Source organism: Marinobacter alexandrii, from assembly GCF_005871205.1.
In the GTDB taxonomy this organism is placed as follows: domain Bacteria; phylum Pseudomonadota; class Gammaproteobacteria; order Pseudomonadales; family Oleiphilaceae; genus Marinobacter; species Marinobacter alexandrii.
Map to the genome: position 1 here is coordinate 228227 of NZ_SWKM01000014.1, position 19399 is coordinate 247625.

At 59.1% G+C, this 19399-nt stretch carries 14 protein-coding genes, 2 tRNA genes and 1 riboswitch; of the genes, 9 read left to right on the forward strand and 7 right to left on the reverse strand.

The genetic code is table 11. The features are described from left to right. Positions 1-50 precede the first annotated feature (50 nt). The 3 genes from uvrY to pgsA are packed head-to-tail and all read left to right on the forward strand — an operon-like array spanning position 51 to position 3109. On the forward strand, positions 51-710 hold the full coding sequence (gene uvrY / locus FCS96_RS15000; protein ID WP_138441191.1) for a UvrY/SirA/GacA family response regulator transcription factor: 660 nt from the start codon (positions 51-53) through the stop codon (positions 708-710). Beyond that, the gene (gene uvrC, locus FCS96_RS15005) at positions 694-2553 is read left to right on the forward strand and encodes an excinuclease ABC subunit UvrC (protein WP_138441192.1); all 1860 of its coding nucleotides are present in this window, start codon (positions 694-696) and stop codon (positions 2551-2553) included. Before uvrY ends, uvrC begins: the two co-directional genes overlap by 17 nt. 7 nt (positions 2554-2560) lie before the next feature. After that, positions 2561-3109, forward strand: coding sequence for a CDP-diacylglycerol--glycerol-3-phosphate 3-phosphatidyltransferase (pgsA, locus tag FCS96_RS15010; protein WP_138441193.1), 549 nt, complete (start codon positions 2561-2563; stop codon positions 3107-3109). Positions 3110-3120: 11 nt separating this feature from the next. Here the strand turns inward: pgsA and FCS96_RS15015 are convergent, their stop codons facing one another. The 7 genes from FCS96_RS15015 to thiB are packed head-to-tail and all read right to left on the reverse strand — an operon-like array spanning position 3121 to position 10024. Continuing rightward, positions 3121-3735 carry an ABC-type transport auxiliary lipoprotein family protein gene (locus tag FCS96_RS15015; RefSeq protein WP_138441194.1) on the reverse strand — a complete coding sequence of 205 codons (615 nt, stop codon included), beginning with the start codon at positions 3733-3735 and terminating at the stop codon, positions 3121-3123. Then, a complete protein-coding gene (locus tag FCS96_RS15020) occupies positions 3732-4670 on the reverse strand; it encodes an MlaD family protein (RefSeq protein WP_138441195.1) in 939 nt (312 codons plus the stop codon). The genes FCS96_RS15015 and FCS96_RS15020 overlap by 4 nt, the downstream gene beginning before the upstream one ends. 5 nt (positions 4671-4675) lie before the next feature. Further along, a complete protein-coding gene (locus tag FCS96_RS15025; RefSeq protein WP_138441196.1) occupies positions 4676-5506 on the reverse strand; it encodes an ABC transporter ATP-binding protein in 831 nt (276 codons plus the stop codon). Positions 5507-5509: 3 nt separating this feature from the next. Further along, positions 5510-6670 carry an ABC transporter permease gene (locus tag FCS96_RS15030; RefSeq protein WP_138441197.1) on the reverse strand — a complete coding sequence of 387 codons (1161 nt, stop codon included), beginning with the start codon at positions 6668-6670 and terminating at the stop codon, positions 5510-5512. A gap of 44 nt (positions 6671-6714) precedes the next feature. Next, complete coding sequence (locus FCS96_RS15035) at positions 6715-7329, reverse strand: ATP-binding cassette domain-containing protein (RefSeq protein WP_138441198.1); 615 nt, start codon at positions 7327-7329, stop codon at positions 6715-6717. Continuing rightward, positions 7322-9004, reverse strand: a complete 1683-nt coding sequence (gene thiP / locus FCS96_RS15040) for a thiamine/thiamine pyrophosphate ABC transporter permease (protein ID WP_138441199.1) — start codon at positions 9002-9004, stop codon at positions 7322-7324. Before thiP ends, FCS96_RS15035 begins: the two co-directional genes overlap by 8 nt. A 15-nt stretch (positions 9005-9019) precedes the next feature. After that, entirely contained in the window at positions 9020-10024 is a 1005-nt protein-coding gene (gene thiB, locus FCS96_RS15045; RefSeq protein ID WP_171040804.1) for a thiamine ABC transporter substrate binding subunit, read from the reverse strand. A gap of 54 nt (positions 10025-10078) precedes the next feature. After that, positions 10079-10177: riboswitch (TPP riboswitch) on the reverse strand. A gap of 155 nt (positions 10178-10332) precedes the next feature. Between thiB and FCS96_RS15050 the strand changes: the two genes are divergently transcribed. From FCS96_RS15050 to FCS96_RS15075, 6 genes are all read left to right on the forward strand, one after another. After that, positions 10333-10408, forward strand: a tRNA-Gly gene (locus FCS96_RS15050). A gap of 91 nt (positions 10409-10499) precedes the next feature. After that, positions 10500-10573 (forward strand) — tRNA-Cys (locus FCS96_RS15055). Between the two features lie 189 nt (positions 10574-10762). Further along, the gene (locus tag FCS96_RS15060) at positions 10763-12478 is read left to right on the forward strand and encodes an NADH-ubiquinone oxidoreductase-F iron-sulfur binding region domain-containing protein (RefSeq protein ID WP_138441201.1); all 1716 of its coding nucleotides are present in this window, start codon (positions 10763-10765) and stop codon (positions 12476-12478) included. 15 nt (positions 12479-12493) lie between these two features. Then, complete coding sequence (fdhF, locus tag FCS96_RS15065) at positions 12494-15364, forward strand: formate dehydrogenase subunit alpha (protein WP_138441202.1); 2871 nt, start codon at positions 12494-12496, stop codon at positions 15362-15364. Between the two features lie 115 nt (positions 15365-15479). Further along, complete coding sequence (locus FCS96_RS15070) at positions 15480-16601, forward strand: metallophosphoesterase family protein (protein WP_138441203.1); 1122 nt, start codon at positions 15480-15482, stop codon at positions 16599-16601. Next, a complete protein-coding gene (locus tag FCS96_RS15075; protein ID WP_138441204.1) occupies positions 16598-19228 on the forward strand; it encodes an AAA family ATPase in 2631 nt (876 codons plus the stop codon). The genes FCS96_RS15070 and FCS96_RS15075 overlap by 4 nt, the downstream gene beginning before the upstream one ends. Positions 19229-19399 lie beyond the last annotated feature (171 nt).

The window sequence follows — 19399 nt, forward strand, 5'->3', positions numbered from 1 at the left end:
GTAGTCAGTACAATTCTGCAGTGTCCCGTAGTCCGTGTGCGAGGTGAATTTTGATCAGGGTATTGGTTGTCGATGACCATGAGTTGGTGCGCTCGGGTATTACCCGCATGCTGGCTGATAACCCCGACCTGGACGTTATCGGAAAGGCATCCTCGGGCGAGGACGCCATAGAATTCGTTCGCCAGACGCGGCCAGACATCGTTCTGATGGACATCAGGATGCCTGGCATTGGCGGGCTTGAGGCTACCCGCCGTATCCTTCGGATTGATGATTCCATTCGTGTCATCGTTGTCACTGCCTGTGCCGACGATCCGTATCCCACCCGAGTCATGCAGAGCGGGGCCTCGGCCTACATCACCAAGGGCGCCGATATCAAAGAAATGGTCCGGGCTATTCGCATGGCCCATTCGGGGCAACGCTACATCAGCCCGGAAATTGCCCAAAAGATGGCTCTCAAGCAGATGAGCGGCGACCACGGAGACGACGGCGAGCTGTCGCTGTTCGAGCGGTTGTCCGAGCGGGAAATGCAAATTGCCATGATGGTGGTTGATTGCCAGAAAGTGCAGGACATTTCCGACAAGCTGTGTCTGAGCCCGAAGACGGTGAACAGTTACCGCTACCGAATCTTCGAAAAGCTCGAAATCTCCAGTGATGTTGAACTGGCCTTGATGGCCGTCCGGCTTGGGCTACTTGATGCAGACAAGGTCTGACCCCGCCACTCAACCAGCGGAGTTCGACAGTAAGAACTTCCTGAAACAGCTCACGGAACGGCCCGGCGTCTATCGAATGTTCGATGAGGGCGGCAACGTCCTGTATGTCGGTAAGGCTCGCAACCTCAAAAACCGGGTCAGCAGCTACTTCCGAAAAACCGGTCTGGCGCCCAAGACTGAAGCGCTAGTGGGCAAGATTGCCTCCATTGAAGTGACCATCACCGGTAGTGAAACCGAGGCGCTGCTGCTTGAGCAGAACCTGATCAAATCCCTGCGGCCTCCCTATAACATCCTGCTGCGGGACGATAAGTCCTACCCCTATATTTACCTTTCGTCCCACAGCGATTATCCATCGCTGACCTTTCGGCGTGGGCGCACAAAAAAGGGTGGTGGCACCTGGTTCGGGCCGTTTCCAAGCTCCGGAGCAGTCAAGGAAAGTCTTAATGTGTTGCAGAAGGTTTTCCGCATAAGGTCATGTAGTGAAAGCTATTTTAAAAACAGAACCCGTCCGTGCCTGCAGTATCAGATCAATCGGTGTACCGCCCCCTGTGTGGAGTACATAAGCCCCGAGGATTACCGCGAAGACATCCGTCACGCCAGCATGTTTCTGGAGGGCAAGAACCCGGAGATCATCCAGGATCTGATGAATGCCATGGAGGCCGCGTCCAAAAGCCTCGATTTCGAAAAGGCGGCGGCCTACCGGGACCAGATCAATCACCTCCGGCATGTGCAGGAGCAACAATCGGTAGACGGCGAGGGCGGCGATGCCGATGTGATCGCCATTGCCCAAGACGCTGGCATCGTCTGTATTGTGGTAATCATTGTGCGCGGTGGCCGGGTATTGGGAACCAAGGATTATTTTCCCCGTTACTCTATTGAACAAACCGAAGGCGAATTGCTTAGCGCCTTTCTTGGCCAGTATTATTTTGGTGGTAACACTCGCCGGGAAATTCCCCGGGATGTACTGGTGCCGGTGGATGTCGATGGCCAGGAGTTATTGGCGGAAGCGCTGACCAAAGCGGCCAACCGGGAAACCCGGATTCGCGGTAATGTCCGCGGCGAGCGCCGTCGCTGGTTGGAACTGGCAATGACCAACGCCCACCAGACCCTGCTGACGCACTTGGCCAGCAAGGAAACCGTATACCGCAGGTTGTTGGCCTTGCGCGATACGCTGGAGCTGTCGGAAACGCCCTCCCGGATGGAGTGTTTCGACATCAGCCACAGCCACGGCGAAAATACCGTCGCATCCTGCGTGGTTTTCGACGAGAATGGCCCGCTGAAAAGCGACTATCGACTTTATAACATCGAGGGCGTAACCGGTGGCGATGATTATGCCGCCATGCGCCAGGTGTTAACCCGGCGCTATAAGCGTATGGTGGCCGGCGAGGGCAAGCGTCCCGATCTGGTCTTCATCGACGGTGGCAAGGGCCAGTTGAACATTGCGCGAGAGGTCTTTGACGAGCTGGAAATCTCCGAAATTCCGCTGATTGGTGTCGCCAAGGGTGTGACCCGTAGGGCGGGTATGGAGCAGTTGATCGACGCCATGACCGGCGATGTATTCCGGATACCGGCGGATTCGCCGGCTTTGCATCTGATTCAGCACATCCGGGATGAATCGCACCGGTTCGCCATTTCCGGCCACCGGGCACGCCGGGATAAAAAACGCCGGCAGTCCACCCTTGAAGGCATTGAAGGGGTGGGCCCCAAGCGCCGTCGCGATTTGATTCGCTATTTTGGCGGGATACAGGGAATCCGCAAAGCCAGTGTGGATGAGATGACCAAGGTTACGGGCATCAGCAAGTCATTGGCGGAAAACATCTACGCAGCATTGCACGACGAGTAAGGACAGCATGAATTTACCCAACATACTCACGCTCTCACGCATCATCATGATCCCGGTGTTTGTGGTGATCTTTTATTTGCCGGTGGAGTGGAGTTACCTGGTAAGCGCCGGCATTTTCGCTTTGGCAGGGGTGACCGACTGGCTGGATGGATACCTGGCCCGCAAACTGGACCAGAGCACGCCGTTCGGGGCCTTTCTGGATCCGGTGGCGGACAAACTGATGGTGGCAGTCGCCCTGGCGGTGTTGATTGAAGAGCACGCGGCGATTCTGCTGACCATTCCGGCGACCGTTATTATTGGTCGTGAGATCGTCATTTCCGCGCTGAGGGAATGGATGGCGGAAATGGGCAGTCGTGCCAGCGTCGCCGTTTCCTACATCGGCAAGATCAAGACCACGGCCCAGATGGCGGCCATCGTGGGATTATTGGCGTTCCCCCCGGGCGTGCTGGGGTCGAACGTAGCGATCGCACTGCTGTACATCGCCGCCGGCTTGACGCTCTGGTCCATGGGTCTCTACCTGAAGGCTGCCTGGGCCGATCTGTTTCCCGCCAAATAACTTTCGGCAGGCTAGGGGTTGGGTTGGTGGCACTTGCCAGCCCAGCGCACGACGGACTCTGACAGCTCCAGCCCGGCGCGGCTAAATGCCTCAACGACCTGTTCAATGGCCACGCTTTCTGAGCGCTCCTGCACTTGAAAGCTGCTCGCGCACAGGGTCTTGCGACTCTGGTTGTGCACCAGCAGACCATGCAATTCAATCACAGCCTGAATGTTCTCGGCCTGATACTCGGTGTGAAACGCGGTCAATTCGCTCACCAGGGTCCAGTCCGCATTGGCCGGATTGGTGTCGCTGATCACCAAACTAAAACCGTTACTCTCCCGAAGCGTCTCAACGAGCAGATCGCGCATGACCACGGGCGCGGTGTCCCGCCAGCGCACTGCCGGGTATATCTGAAATTCCAGGGGCGTGGGTTTGGCCAGAATCCGGTTGGTGCCCAGTGGATCAGAGGCGTAGGGCGTATCCACCCGTAAACTCAGCGGGCGTGTTTGATCTGCGCGAATGTCCGAGGAGGGCGCCGCAAAATCCATGACCCGGGGCGGCTCCAGGTTTGGAAACACTGTGCACCCCGTGATCGTACCCAGAAACACCGTGGTGGCCACGTAGGCCGCTCGCCTCAAGCTCACTGTGATAGCTCCTGTATTGTCTCGCCACCCCAGATGGCACGTGTCGGGTCCTCACCCAGTCTGCGGGTGAGCTGATTGAGATTACGCAAGGTACTGCGCAACTCCCGTAACGCCGGTGAAAGGTCGCCCATCCCCTGCAGGCCTGCTTCAATAGCGCCCTGATTGTTCTGGGTCAGCTGGTCAATGCGTGTCGACGTTGTCTCAATGGTTTTCAGCGCCGCGTTCAGGGAGGCCAATACCGCACGACCCTCGTTCTGCAAGAGGGCATTGGTGTTGTCGGATACCTTGGAGACCTTCACTGCCGCTTCACCGGCCCGCTGGCTGGCGGAATCGAGTCGGGTGAGCAAGTCGTTCAGCCGGCCGCGCTGGTCCAGCAGGGCATCGGATACTTCCCGGGTGTTGTCGAGTACGGCGGTCAGATTCTCTATGTTCCTGTCCGAGAACATCTTGTTGGCATCAACGAGAAGCGCCTCGGCTTTTTTCAGCAGGCTCTGACCATTGGCCAGCAGACTGTCGAACGCGGACGGCTTTGCGATGATAAGGGGCGGGTCATTGATATCACCGATCAGCTCCGGGCTGTCCGGGCTGCCGCCACTGAACTGCACGCTCATGCTGCCGGTGATGTTGGCAAGCACGAGGGAAGCCTGGGTGTTTTCCCGAATCGGAATGTCCTGATCGACTCGAATCAGGACGCGCACCTGGCTGGGGTCTAGGGGGTTCAGCTTCAAGTCCACCACATCGCCAATCTGCACGCCGCTGTACAGCACCGGATTGCCCTTTGAAAGGCCGCTGACCGGTTGATTGAATCCGATCTGAAAGTACGACCAATCCCGATCAGCAGTCGATTTCGCGAGCCACAGAGCAAACAGCAGTGCCGCTACAAATGCCAGAAGTGTAAATAGGCCGATAATAACGTGATGGGCCTTCGGTTCCATGGTGACTACTCCTGTGGCCTCGGTGTGTTCGCCCCGCTGGCGCTGCTCGCTGCGCGCCCACGCGGGCCGTTGAAGTAATCCTGAATCCAGGGGTCGTCGATGGTGGCTACGCGCTCCAGCCGGTCGGCAACCAGAACGCGTTTGTCTGCCAGCACCGCGATGCGATCGCAGGTGGCATAAAGTGTGTCCAGATCGTGGGTGACCAGAAACACCGTAAAGCCCAGTGCGTCCCGCAAGGTCAGGATCAGTCGATCAAACGCAGCCGCACCAATGGGGTCCAGGCCCGCGGTTGGCTCATCCAGGAATAGAATTTCTGGATCCAAAGCCAGTGCCCGCGCCAGGGCTGCCCGTTTGACCATGCCACCCGACAGCTCTGCCGGGTATTTCAGTGCCGCTTCTGGCGGTAATCCGGTCAAGGCCAGTTTTAGCCGGGCCAGGTGCTCTGCGTCTGGCCTGCTCAATCCGGCGTGTTCAATAAGAGGCACCGCCACGTTTTCCTGCAAGTTCAATGACGTGAATAGGGCACCGCCCTGAAACAACACGCCAAGCCGCTGCTCAATTAGCGAGCGGTCACCCGCCGAGAGCTCCTGGAGATCTTCGCCAAACACCCGAATATGACCGGCGGTTGGACGGTTCAGGCCGACAATGCTTCGCAGCAACACTGTTTTCCCAGTACCGGATCCGCCGACCACGCCAAGAATTTCACCGTTTATTACATCGAGGTCCAGGTGTTCATGGACAACCTGACTGCCAAACCGGTTGCAGAGCTCGCGAACCTGAATCACGGTCTGGCTCTGGAGGTCAGGGTGGGGCGCAAGCTGATGGTGTTTAGACATGGCCTACCACCCCATTTCCATGAAGAACATGGCGGCGATCGAATCAATCAGTATCACCATGAAGATCGATTGAACCACGCTGGAGGTGGTGTGCTCGCCAACCGATTGCGCACTGCCGCTGACCTTGAAGCCCTCAAGGCAGCCGATCACCGCGATCAGAAAGGCAAATATCGGCGCCTTGGAAAGCCCAACCAGATAGTGCCTGAGCTCCACGCTCCGCTCGACAATCGCTATGAACTGCGGCGGGTAGATGTCCAACACCAGGGCGCACACCGTGGCGCCGCCCGCCATACCGGCAATCATGCCGACAAACGCGAGGATGGGCAGGCTGACCATCATCGCCAATACCCGCGGGATGACCAGTAGTTCAATGGGGTTCAGGCCGAGAGTCCGGATGGCATCCAGTTCCTGGTTAACCTTCATCGCACCAATGTGTGCGGTGAACGCACTGGCGGTGCGGCCGGCCAACAGGATAGCGGCGAGTAACACGCCAAACTCCCGCAGGAAGGAAAACGCCACCAGGTTGACGGTATAAATAGTTGCGCCGAAGCTCTCAAGCACCGTTGCTCCAAGAAAGGCGACCACGGCACCTACCAGGAAGGTGAGCAGTGCGACGATGGGCAGCGCGTTCAAGCCGGTTTCCTGAACTGCCGCGATGAAGGGCGTGACACGCCATCGCCATGGCCGCAGAAGTACTGAAAACAGGACGGCCAGGGTTTGCCCGATGAAGCCGTTGAGCGCCTTGAGTAATTGATAGATGCCGTCAGTCCGCTGACCGGTTTCGGCCAGGAATCGGGTGATCACGGGGATGGCGGGCAATTCTGGCTCGGGGCGATTCATCACGGCGTCGCACACGGCGCAGAGCAGTGCCGATCGTTCGGCTGGTAATGCATCCGGTGCCGACGCCAGGGAATGCAGGCGCTCAGGGCCGAGCAGTGCTATCAGCTGAGACGCTCCCGCGGTATCCAGGCGCTCCAGACCCGAGAGATCTACGCTCTCAAATGCCTGGGTCGACGCAGCAGCAACGGCTTGCTGAAGCACCGGATAATTCTGCAGCGTCCAGTCGCCACGGATCCGCAGTGAATTGTCGGTGACAACCGCTTCGCCAGGCGACGAAGCGCTTGCCGCGAAAACCGACTTTTTCTTGCTCGCGGTGCTGGTCACGTTGGTCGACAATCCATTGATTGTTTTGGCGGTTAATCACTAGCTTAGAGGCTCCACTGGCTATCCGCCAGCACCTGCCGGTCCTCTTCATCGTGGCTAGCAAGAACCATGGTGACGCCTTGGGCTTTTTGTTCCACCAGCATGGCCCGCAGGGTACTTCGGGTATCCTGATCCAGCCCGGTCAGGGGCTCATCAAGTAGCAGCAAAGGTTGGTTGCGCAGAAGTGCCCGCAGCAGTGCGATCCGCTGGCGTTGCCCGCCAGACAGCGCCGATGGCATCCGCTCGCCATACCCGGCGAGACCAACCCGCGCCAGTCCCATTTGTATAGACTGCTTCTGTTCGCGGGACAGCTTCATGCCGGGGTGAATGCCAAGACCAATATTGGTCTGCACATCCAGGTGTTCAAACAGATTGTGTTCCTGGAACACGCTGGTCATGGGGCGTTGCCACGGAGCCAGCTGATCAACGTTTTGTCCCTGCCAGGTGATTGTGCCAGCGGTAGGTCGAAGGAATCCGGCGAGCAATCCCAACAGGGTGGATTTGCCAGACCCACTGGGCCCATCGATCGCAATGCATTGGCCTCGAAAAACCTGAAAATCAAAGCACCATGTACGGTCATTGGACGGGTAAGTGTAGGTCAAGTTGCGAACTTCAAGCATCCGACGTCTCCAGCTGAATTGGCTTTGGGCTGTGAAGCCGCTGTGACTTTGTGGATGGTTTCCCAATCAGGTTGAACAGGCCAAATAAGGCCAGCAGCACCACCATTAACCAGAGCCCGGTGCCTGCCGCTGCGTTGATTTGATAGCTTCCCAGTTGCTGGTACAGCAGCACCGGAAGTGTCGGCGCGCTGGGCGAACCAAACAGCGCAATCACGCCAAAATCGCCCAGCGACAAACCAGTGCCGTAGGCGAGGCCGAGGGCAAGGGGGCGTCTGAGTCTCGGCCAGTGTAACCAGCGCCAGCGATACCAGCCCCTGATGCCCAATTGGTCTGCCAGGCGGGTACTCGCCGGGTCCAGGTTGCGGAGCGGTCCGCGTAAGAGCTGCATGACAAAGGGCAGGGCCATCATGGCATTGATCAGAGCGACTAAGGCCAGCCCTTCGCTGGCTATTCCGAGTTTGGGTCGCAGCAACAGAAATAGACCGGTGGCCAGCACCAGGGGAGGAATGATCAGCGGTAAATAAGCTGAAGTTTCAAGCAACCGGGAAATAGGCGTGTTGGCGCTGCGCGGTTTTACCCCGAGGATCAGCAGTGACGTTACCACTGAGACCACACCGGCGGGCAGGGCAATGCCGAGGCTGAGCGCGGTTGCCTGCAGAAGTTGCAGGCCCTGATTTGCAAAGCCGGATGGCATCATCGCATCGGCCAGCCCTGGCAAGCCTCGGGCCAGCACTGCCAGCAGAGGGAGGGTCAGGAACAGCACAAACGCCGCGAGCAGGAAGCTATCAAGCAGCTTCCTGACACCTTTCGCATCCGGGCGAGCATGGCTAATGACGAGTTGTCGATCGGGGACCAGGGCGGTGTTGAGGCCCTTGCGCAACACCAGCCACCAGAGCGTTCCGCAGATCAGTAGCTGTATCAGTGCCAGTAGTGCCGCCCGGCCGGCGTCAAACTCGAAGCGTAGCGCCTGGTAAATAGCGACTTCGATGGTGGAAGTTGCCGGCCCGCCACCCAAAGTCATGACAATGGCAAAACTGGTGAAGCAGAGCGTGAACACCAAGGCCACGATCCCCGGTAGAACTGGCCGGATACTGGGCCACTCCAGGCTGCGCCAGAGCCAGAGCGAGCCAAGTCCCAATTGGCTGGCAATGCGGCGCTGCGTTGATGGGGCGCTTTCCAACGCTTGCAGCAGAATGCGTGTAGCTAAAGGTGCATTGAAGAAAACATGGGTCAGCACAATTCCGTTGAGACCATACAGATTCCAACTCAGAAACGGCAGCCACTCTTGAAGGACAACGGTCAGCCACCCTTGCCGACCATACATGCTGACCAGCCCAGACACGGCAACGATGGTGGGCACCACCAGGCTGAGTTCCATCAGCCTTAACAGCAGGCCGCGCCCGACAAAGTTCCGATGGCGGTCCAGTGCCCGGGCAATGGGAAGGGCGAGCAGGACGCTGAGAGATACCGACAGGAACGCTTGCCAGAGCGTGAACAGCACCACGCTGCGCAGATAACGGCTGGCCCATAGATCGCCGATATCCAGTGCCGGCGCCTGCCAGAACAAGGCGCCGGCGCCGCAGACTGCCAGCAGGATAATCGCCGCCGCCAACAGGCTGCCTGGCCAGTGCTGCCAGGCTGGGTGACTCAGGGGGGCGCGAACAACCTCAGGCATAAACTACCGACCCGTTTATCGAGTCATGGCGTTTAGCCATTCGTCAAGCCAGTCGCGTCGATTCTCGGCCACTTCGGCGGGCTTAAAGTAGCGGGTTTTGCTTGGAGTGATCAGTTTATTGAAGACATCGGGCAACTCAGGTCCGAGGTCGATGGCCGGATACATCACATTCTTTAGGGGAATGTGACGCTGGAAGCCGTCAGTCAGCATAAACCGCAGAAATTCCCGGCCCAGCGCTTTCTGATCGGAGGAGCCTACCAAAGCGGCTACTTCCACTTGCAGGTAGTGCCCCTCGGCAAAATTCGCCGCCTGATACCGGTCGGTTTTGTCGATCGCCATGTGATAGGCGGGTGAGGTGCTGTAAGACAGGATCATCGGTGCTTCGCCATTCATAAACAGCGAAAAGTAGCCATCGCTCCAGCTCTTGGTGGTGGTCAGAATCTTGTCCTTGAGCTGTGTCCATTTCGCCGGCGCCTGGTCTCCGTAGACATGCCGCAGCCACAACAGCAGTCCCAGCCCCGGGGTGCTGGTGCGGGGGTCCTGGATTATGATCTTCAGGTCATCTGGCGCAGCAATAAGTGCTTCCAGGCTGACGGGCGGATTGGGCAATTGCTCGGTGTCGTAGACGAACGCAAAATAGCCCCAGTCAAAGGGCACGAATAGGTTGTCGGCCCAAGTGATGGGCAGGTCCAGGGAGCTTGTATCAATTTGATGGGTAGTCAGCAAGCCGGTTTGTCGTGCGGTATCCATGGTGCCGGTATCCAGCCCCAGAACCACATCTGCCTCGCTGCTGTCGCCTTCCAGGCGGAGCCGCTGGAGAATGTCGCCACTGCTTTCCAGAACAACGAAATTCACCCGGCAGCTGCACTGCTGCTCAAACGCTTCTTTTACTGCAGGGCCGGGCCCCCAGTCAGAGGCAAAGGACGGATAGGTATAAACAGTCAGTTCGCTGCCCGTCTGCGCTGTGGCCGCGAGCGGCAGAAGCAGGGCAAGCAGAAAGCGTGCAGCAGGGAAGTGCATGGTTGTAGATTCCTCCGAAAAATCTGGGGGAGCAACCATGACGCGGGCCACCAACCGAGGTGAGCACTCAATCCCTTCGCCGGCATAATCCGGATCAGGTTCCGCGGGTCTGGTCTCAGCCCTGCGCTTAAAAGGGCACCCCGTTGAGTTGGCTGCAGTATACCATGCTGCTATGTGGTCTGCCTGAAGCGGGCTACTCTGACAGCGTGGTCGGCTAAAATTTGTCCAGAAATCCCTATAAAACAAAAAGTTGAAAAAAGAGGTTGACGCAATCCGACGAATCCGTAGAATACGCCCTCGTTGATCAAGCGGGAATAGCTCAGTTGGTAGAGCACAACCTTGCCAAGGTTGGGGTCGCGAGTTCGAATCTCGTTTCCCGCTCCATTTTTCCAGTTCAACTGGTTGAAAAGTCAACACAGTCTCTCAACGCCCACCTGAGAGCATGAAAGTCCTCCTCCTATACGGACTTTTACCCGGCGCGGTGGCAGAGTGGTTATGCAGCGGACTGCAACTCCGTGTACGCCGGTTCGATTCCGACCCGCGCCTCCATTTTTACCCCTGTTTCTCCTACGTTTTTCTGTTTCTCGCACGCTGATGGTTTTAAATCAGCGGCGTCGCCCTGTTCAAACCATTTACGATCATCTGGCGCCAACACACCCTGATATGCTTCAATGAATTGTAAATAGTCAGGCCAGCCAACAAGGCTGTCTTTCGTGCTTCGGGGCCTGGTTAAAAACAATGAGAACAGACGTTAAGAAGGTCAAATCCCGGCGCGCCTCAGCGCGTGGCCGTCAACTGGAACCGGCCATACTGTCGGAGCTGCGAAACCTGATCGGTGACGAACGCATCGATTCGACACTGCGCCGCCGTGATCGCCTGATCGAGCACCTGCATGCACTGCAGGATGTCTATGGTTACCTCTCCATGCCTCGTCTGCGGGCGCTGGCCGCTTTCATGAATCTTCCCATGGCCGCCATTTATGAAACGGCCACTTTCTACGCCCATTTCGACGTAATTCACGATGAACAAACTCCACCACCCAAGCTAACTCTCCGGGTGTGTGACTCGCTTTCCTGTCGTTTGGCAGGTGCGGTGGCGCTGCATCAAGCGCTGGCTGATGGAGCTGATCCCGAAGCGGTGAGGGTGCTGCGCGCGCCCTGCATGGGGCGCTGCGACACGGCGCCCGTGGTATCCGTGGGGCATCATCATGTATTGAATGCCAACACCCGGAATGTTGAGGCGGCGGTAGAGCAGGGGCAGGTGCAGCCAGAGGAGGCCTCCTGGCAGCGTCTTTCGGAGTATCGTTCGGCCGGTGGTTATCAATTACTGGCAGATTTCCGTGAAAGCCGGGTGAGCATTGAATCGCTAGCGAAGGAACTCGAGCATGCGGGCCTGCGCGGCCTCGGCGGCGCCGGGTTCCCCACCTTCCGAAAATGGCAGGCCGTGCTGGCCGAGCCGGGCCCACGCTACGCGGTGATCAATGCCGACGAGGGGGAGCCAGGAACGTTCAAAGATCGCTATTACCTGGAACGTGAACCCCACGTATTCCTCGAGGGTGCGTTGGTTAGCGCCTGGGCGGTTGAGGCCAAGGCCCTATACATTTATCTGCGAGACGAGTATCCCGGCCTGCATCGTGTGCTGAGAGAGGCCATTGCCGAGCTGGAATCAGCCGCCATCGTCGAGCAGGGCTTCGTAATCCTGCGCCGTGGCGCGGGCGCCTACATCTGCGGTGAGGAGTCCGCTCTTATCGAGTCCCTGGAGGGCAAGCCCGGCAAGCCGCGCCTTCGCCCACCCTTCGTTGCCCAGAAAGGGCTGTTCGGTCAGCCCACCCTGGTCAATAACGTCGAGACGGTGTACTGGATTCCACGCATCCACGCCCAGGGCGCCGAGTGGTTCGCCGGTCAGGGGCGGCACGGCCGTCGCGGTCTTCGGAGCTTCTCGGTCTCCGGGCGGGTCGCACGGCCCGGTGTTCATGTTGCGCCTGCGGGTATCACCCTCAATGAGTTGATTGAGGAATACTGCGGCGGCATGGCGGAAGGGCATCGCCTGCTGGCCTATCTGCCCGGCGGGGCTTCGGGCGGCATACTGCCGGCCAGCAAAGCCGACATACCACTGGATTTCGACACTCTCCAAGAGCACGGCTGCTTCATCGGTTCTGCCGCGGTTATCGTTCTGTCTGATCAGGACGATTTGGCCGCCGCGGCCTCAAACCTTTTGGGCTTCTTCGCGGATGAGTCGTGCGGCCAGTGCACGCCTTGTCGTGTGGGCACCGAGAAAATGCTTACCTTGCTGGAATGGGATACCTGGGATGAGCAGACGCTCCAGCAACTGGCTAGAGTGATGGCCGATGCTTCCATCTGCGGTCTTGGTCAGGCCGCACCCAATCCGGTGTTGAGTCTGCTGCGAGACTTCCGCAGCGAACTCGCCAGCCGCAACCTGATCGCCAAAGGGTAGGAGTAGGGGGCAGCCATGAGCGATGAGAGCACAAGGTTTACCCTGACGCTGGACGGCGTTGAGGTTCAGGCACACCGGGGCGAAACCCTGTGGCAGGTCGCCAAGCGCGCCGGCGAGACCATTCCTCACCTGTGCTTCAAAGACACTCCGGGTTACCGGGCTGATGGCAATTGCCGGGCCTGCATGGTGGAAGTAGAAGGCGAGCGAGTGCTCGCAGCAAGCTGTATTCGCGAGGCGGCTCCCGGCATGGTGGTACGCAGTGCAGGTTCAGTCCGTGTTCAGGAAGCCCGCAGAAGCGTGTTGGAATTGCTGTTGGCCGACCAGCCCGAGCGGGCAGAAAGCCCCGATCGTGCTAGCCACCTGTGGAAGTTGGCAGACGAACTGGCTATCGATGTAAGCAGCGTGCGCCAGCGGCTCCCCGCTCGTTCTGAGCGCAACGAGCCCACGGTTCACCATGTCGCGCCTCGATCGGATGCACTGGCCCATGCCTGGGGTCATGACAGATCTCATTCCGCAATGAGCGTCAATCTCGACGCCTGCATCACCTGCGGCTTATGCGAGCGCGCCTGCCGCGAAGTGCAGGGCAACGACGTCATTGGCCTGGCGCACCGTGGTGCAGCGTCCAAGGTCGTGTTCGATTTCGATGACCCCATGGGAGAAAGCACCTGCGTTGCCTGCGGCGAATGCGTGCAGGCCTGCCCGACCGGGGCATTGATGCCCGCCACCGTGATTGATGGCCAAGGTCGCGGAGACTCCGCCATGGCCGATCGCACCGTTGACTCCGTTTGCCCCTATTGCGGGGTGGGCTGCCAGCTGACCTATCACGTGAAAGACGAGCCTTCCCACGCCAAAGCAGGGGCAGGCGAGCAGCGGGGGCGTATCCTTTTTGTTGAAGGTAGAGACGGCCCCTCAAATCAGGGCCGGCTTTGTGTAAAGGGGCGTTTCGGCTTCGATTACCCCGCGCACCCGGCACGGCTTACCCGGCCGCTGATCCGCCGGGAGGGCGTACCCAAGAGCTTGGACCCCAATTTTGATCCGGCTTCCCCCTTAACCCATTTTCGCGAGGCAAGTTGGGAAGAGGCACTGGAGCTTGCGGCAACCGGATTAACCCGACTCAAAGCTCTGAACGGCCCGAGTGCGCTCGCCGGCTTCGGCAGTGCCAAATGCTCCAACGAAGAGGCCTGGCTGTTTCAGAAGCTCGTGCGCACCGGTTTCGGCTCTAATCACGTTGACCACTGCACACGGCTATGCCACGCCAGCTCTGTGGCAGCGCTGATGGAGTGCCTGGGCTCTGGCGCAGTTACCGCCTCCTTCATGCAGGCGCTTCAGGCAGATGTGGTCATCCTCATCGGCTGCAACCCGGCCGTGAACCACCCGGTGGCCGCCACCTACTTCAAGCAGGCGGCACGAAATGGTACCAAGCTGATCATCATCGATCCCCGGGGCCAGGCGTTGGATGCCTATGCCTGGCGCAGCCTGCGTTTCTCGCCGGGTGGCGACGTGGCGTTATTCAACGCCATGCTCAATGTGATCATTGATGAGGCACTTTTTGACCAGGCCTACATTGATGCTCATACCGAAGGTTTCGAGGCACTGGCAGCCAATGTTGCGGATATGTCGCCGGAGGTGATGAGCCCGCTCTGCGGCGTTGAACCAGAGACCATTCGCGACGTGGCCCGTGCCTATGCGGGGGCCGACAGAGCGATGATCTTCTGGGGCATGGGCATTTCCCAGCACGTGCATGGCACCGACAACGCCCGCTGCCTGATTTCACTGGCACTGACATGCGGTCACACGGGGCGGCCCGGCACTGGCCTACATCCGTTGCGTGGTCAGAATAACGTCCAGGGCGCCTCAGACGCCGGCCTGATCCCTATGGTATTGCCCGACTACCAACCGGTGGGGGATGCCCAACTTCGCGCCGCCTTTGAAGAACTCTGGGATACCGCGCTTGACCCTGAGCCGGGGCTCACCGTTGTGGAGATTATGGACGCTATCGTGGCGGGTACGATCAAGGGCATGTACATCCTTGGCGAAAACCCAGCGATGTCCGATCCGGATCTAACCCACGCCCGGGCCGCGCTCGCCGCCCTGGAACACTTGGTGGTTCAGGACCTGTTTGTCACAGAGACCGCCCAGTTCGCCGACGTTATCCTGCCTGCCGCCGCCTGGTCGGAAAAGTCCGGCACCGTCACCAACACCAACCGCCAGGTGCAAATGGGCCGTGCCGCGTTGTCCCCGCCGGGGGAGGCCAAGCCCGATTGGTGGATCATTCAGGAAATTGCCCGGCGTTTTGGACTGGCCTGGAACTACGCCGGGCCTGAGCAGGTGTTTGCCGAGATGAAGCAGGGCATGCACTCCCTCGATCATATAACCTGGTCCCGCCTGGAGCGCGAAGGTTCCGTGACCTACCCATGCCGCGCCGACGACGCCCCGGGCCAGGACGTTGTCTTCTCCGATGCCTTCCCTCGCGCTGGAGGCCGAGCCAGATTCTCGCCAACTCGGCCGTTGCCCCCGGACGAGCCAGTGGATGAGGCCTATCCCATCGTGCTGACCACGGGGCGTTTGCTTGAACACTGGCACACCGGTGCCATGACCCGTCGAAGCCTGGTGCTGGACGAGCGGGAGCCCGAAGCCGCAGCCTATCTGGCACCAGCGGAGCTGGATCGCATGGGCGTGACCTCGGGTAATGACATTCAAATTACCACCCGGCGCGGCACCATCACCCTGACGGCGCGGGCCGATCAGACCATGCCGGAGGGCATGGTGTTCGTCCCCTTCGCCTTTGTTGAGGCAGCGGCGAACTTACTCACCAATCCGGCACTGGACCCGTTCGGAAAGATCCCGGAGTTCAAGTATGCAGCCTGCAGGCTGAGCCCGGCGTAGCTTCTGAAGCAAACAAACTCCTCCAAGACGACCTTCATCGTCGCACCGCGTCTGTAAAACAGGCGCGGGTAGTCTAGAATAACGCCAAAATTCCGAGATCTTTCAGGTACATAAAATGCCAAAGTTTTTGCATACTGCAGACTGGCAGATGGGCCGGGCCTTTACCCGTTTCGAGACCGAAGACGGTGCAGCCCTGGTCGAGGCCCGGTTTGAGGTTATTGAAACGCTTGCCCAACTGGCCAATGAACACCAGTGCGATGCGGTATTGGTAGCGGGTGACGTGTTTGATGCGCAAACGGTCTCCGACCGAACCATTCGCAGGGTGTTCAACGCCACAAAAGGTTTCACCGGCCCCTGGGTCATGCTGCCAGGCAACCACGACGCCGCCCTGGCAGAGAGCGTGTGGACAAGAGCGCAACGCCTGGGTGCAGTGCCGGAGAATGTGCATCTGGCGCTTCAGCCCGGCGTTATCGATCTGGAACCTCAGAACCTCAGCATACTCTGCGCGCCGCTGACTCAGCGCCACACTTATGGGGATCTGACCGAGCCGTTCGGCGGCTACGAAACACCTGAAGGTTTTCTCAGAGTTGGTCTGGCCCATGGCAGTGTACAGGGCCTGTTACCGGACGAGATTGATTCCACCAACCCCATTGCACCGGACCGGGCGGAAGCCAGCAGGCTGGACTATCTCGCCCTGGGCGACTGGCACGGCACCAAACAGATCGATGAACGCACCTGGTACAGTGGAACCCCCGAGCCGGAACGGTTCCGGAACAACGAGGCGGGGAATGCCCTGATCGTTGAAGCTGCTGCGCCCGGGGCAACCCCGAAAGTAACCTCACTCCCAACGGGGCGGTATCAGTGGCACCAGTGGCGGGAAACCCTGGCGGTCCAGTCCGATCTTGAGCAACTACTGGAGCGTTTGAATGCCTTGCCCGAATCCGCCGTTGTTGATCTGCGCCTTGACGGTTCGGTGACCCTGACCGGCGAAGAAACCCTGCTAAAGGCTTTGTCGGTTGCCGAAGCGCGATTCCGCAGCCTTCGCTGCGAACGGAGCGGGCTTCAGCTTGCGCCGACTGATGAAGACATCGCGGCCCTGAAAGCGGATGGCTACGTGGGCGAGGTGGTCGAAAGCCTGCGGGAGCGGCAAGAAGGGGCGCAGGACGATGTCGCCCGGGATGCTCTGGCTATCCTGGCGGGTCTGCTCAGGGAGCGGGAACAGGAGGTGGGGCAATGAAGCTGCAGCGTATGCGCATTGAACAGCTGCGCCAGTTCCGCAAACCCTTCGTTCTGGACAACCTGCAACCCGGGCTCAACCTGATTCATGGCCCCAATGAGTCCGGCAAGAGCACCCTGGTGCGTGCCATCCGTGCCGCGTTTTTCGAACGCTACCGTTCCACGGCCGTAGACGATTTACGCCCGTGGGGTGACTCCGCGGCGGCCCCCACCATTGAGCTGGAGTTTGAGCAGGACGACCGAACCTGGCGCCTCATCAAAAGCTTTCTCCAGCGCAAACGGTGCGACCTGGCTGTCGGCACCGAAACCTACAGCGAAGACGACGCCGAAGAAAAACTGGCCGAATTGCTGGGCTACCAGTACCCGAAACGTGGCGCCAGCAAAGCTGAACACTGGGGCATACCGGGACTGCTGTGGGTGGAACAGGGCACCGGGCAGGACATCGAGCAGGCCATAGAGCATGCCGGTGATCATCTGAAGTCCGCCCTGAATTCCATGGTGGGAGAGGTGGCCAGTTCCGGAGGCGATGACCTGATCGAGACGGTTCGCAGCCAACGGGACACCCTGCTGACCGGAACCGGCAAGCCCCGGGGCGATTACCTGAAACTGGAAAAAGACCGCGCCCAATATGAACTTGAAATTGAAGAGCTGAAGGAGCGGGTGCATAAATACCAGGAACAGGTCGACCGGCTTGGCAAACTGGCGCAGGACTATGATCAGGCCGAGGCCGAGCGCCCATGGGAAGACGCCCAGCGCCAGCTGGAGGAAGCCCGGGTGCGTTATCAGCAGGTTGAGCGCCTGGAGCAACAACAGAACCAGGAGAAAGCCACTCTAAGCCAGCTGCAGCAAAACCACCGCCTTTTGCAGCAGAACAAGGAACACCTGGAAGGGCTCAGTCGCCAGATTGAGGGGCGAAAGGCAGAACTGGATCGTGCCGAGCGAGACTTCTCGGTGGCAGAAGCACAAACGCCTGCGGTCACAGGCCGTTTAACCGAAGCCAGAACCGCCTATGAGCAGGCGGAAAAGCAACGCAAACTGGCGGGTTTGCTGCAAACCCGGGAGCGACTAGAGCAGGATGTCCGCCGGCTTGAACAGCAAAAACAGGTGCTGACCCAGAACCTTGCCAAAGCAAAGGAATACCACCAGCAGCTTGAGCAAGCCAGGCAGCAGGCCAGGGAAAATCGTATCGATTCAGAGTTGGTCAAGAAACTGCGAGCAACGGGGAACCAGCTGAACGAAGAGACTATTCGCTCACGGACCATCGCCACCCGATTGAACTGGCAGCTGGATGCTGGCGCATCACTGACGCTGAACGATGAATCGCTTACCGGGCAAGGTGAGCAGCAGCTTCTGGAAGAGTCGACCCTGGTGATTCCGGGTGTTGGCACCCTGGGCATAACGCCGGGCGGGGAAGAGCTGGCCAGCACGCGAAGGAAGCTTAAAGCCCTTGAGGAAGATCTGGAAGAACAACTGAAGACTCTTGGTGTGGAATCCGTGGAACAGGCGGAGGACCGTCTTTCCGCCTTTGAAAGTGCTGGACGAGCCGTGAAGCATGCCGACGAGCTGTTTAAATCTCTGGCGCCCGCAGGCCTTGAGCAACTTGTCTCCGACCAGAGCGAGGCGGAGGGCGAGCTGGAGAAAGCCAAAAAACAACTGGAAGCCACTCCCAAACCGGATTCGGAAGAAGATGTGCTTGCCCTGGAAGAAGCGGAGGCCGCCTTCACCCGGGCTGGCACCGCACTGGACAAAGCCGAATCCGATGAGCGCGCGCATCAGTCCCGTCTGTCTGCCCTGAAACAGGCCCGTGACAATGCCAAAACCGAATGGCAGCGGCTGGCGGATGAAGAAAAGAGCCCGGAGAGGCAACAACAACTGCGCCAGATAACCACCGACCTGGCGACCATCGAGAAACAGCAGGCCGAACTGGAAGACAGCCTCGAGCGCCGCGAACTGGAAATCCGCGAAGCCCGCCCGGAGTTTCTCCGGCAGGATATCGAACGCTACCAGAATGCGGTCAATCAGCTGCGCCAGACCCAGGAGAACCGGGGCCGCGAACTCCGCGATATCAAAGTCAGGCTGGAAGCCTGGGGCGCGGAAGGGCTGGAAGAACAGCTCAACGAGAAAGAGGCGGAGTACGATCAGTGCAATCGCCGCTATCAAGAACTGCATCGCCGCGCCCAGGCGCTGGACCTGCTGCTGACCCTGCTCACCGAAAAGCGCCAGGCCCTGACGCGTCGACTTCAAGCGCCTCTACAGAAACACCTGAACCACTACCTTTCAGTGCTGTTTCCGGAAGCGTCGTTGGAAGTGGACGAACAGCTACGCCCGGGCACCTTCAGCCGGGGTTCGGAACTGGGGCAGATCACTGAACTGAGTTTTGGCGCTCGGGAACAGATGGGCCTCATCAGCCGCCTGGCCTATGCCGATCTGCTGCGGGAAGCAGGAAGGCCGACGTTGGTGATATTGGACGACACCCTGGTGCACAGTGATAGCGACCGCCTGGAAGACATGAAACGCATTCTGTTCGATGCAGCCAGCCGGCATCAGATATTGCTGTTCACCTGCCATCCGGAGAAGTGGCAGGACCTGGGTGTGCCGCCTTTGGATATTCAGGCATTGAAGGTATAGGGGCGTAGTTCCTTAAAACGAACAAGGAATAGCTCCCGATGGTGCCCACGGGCCGCGAAATCCATCACCGCAACTGAGCTGGATAAATAACGTCCAGCGCCAAAATTAGCCCTTATTGGAACTGGCTGTCTGCCACCATTAATGCTGCCTGAATTATCTGTAGGGCTTCTG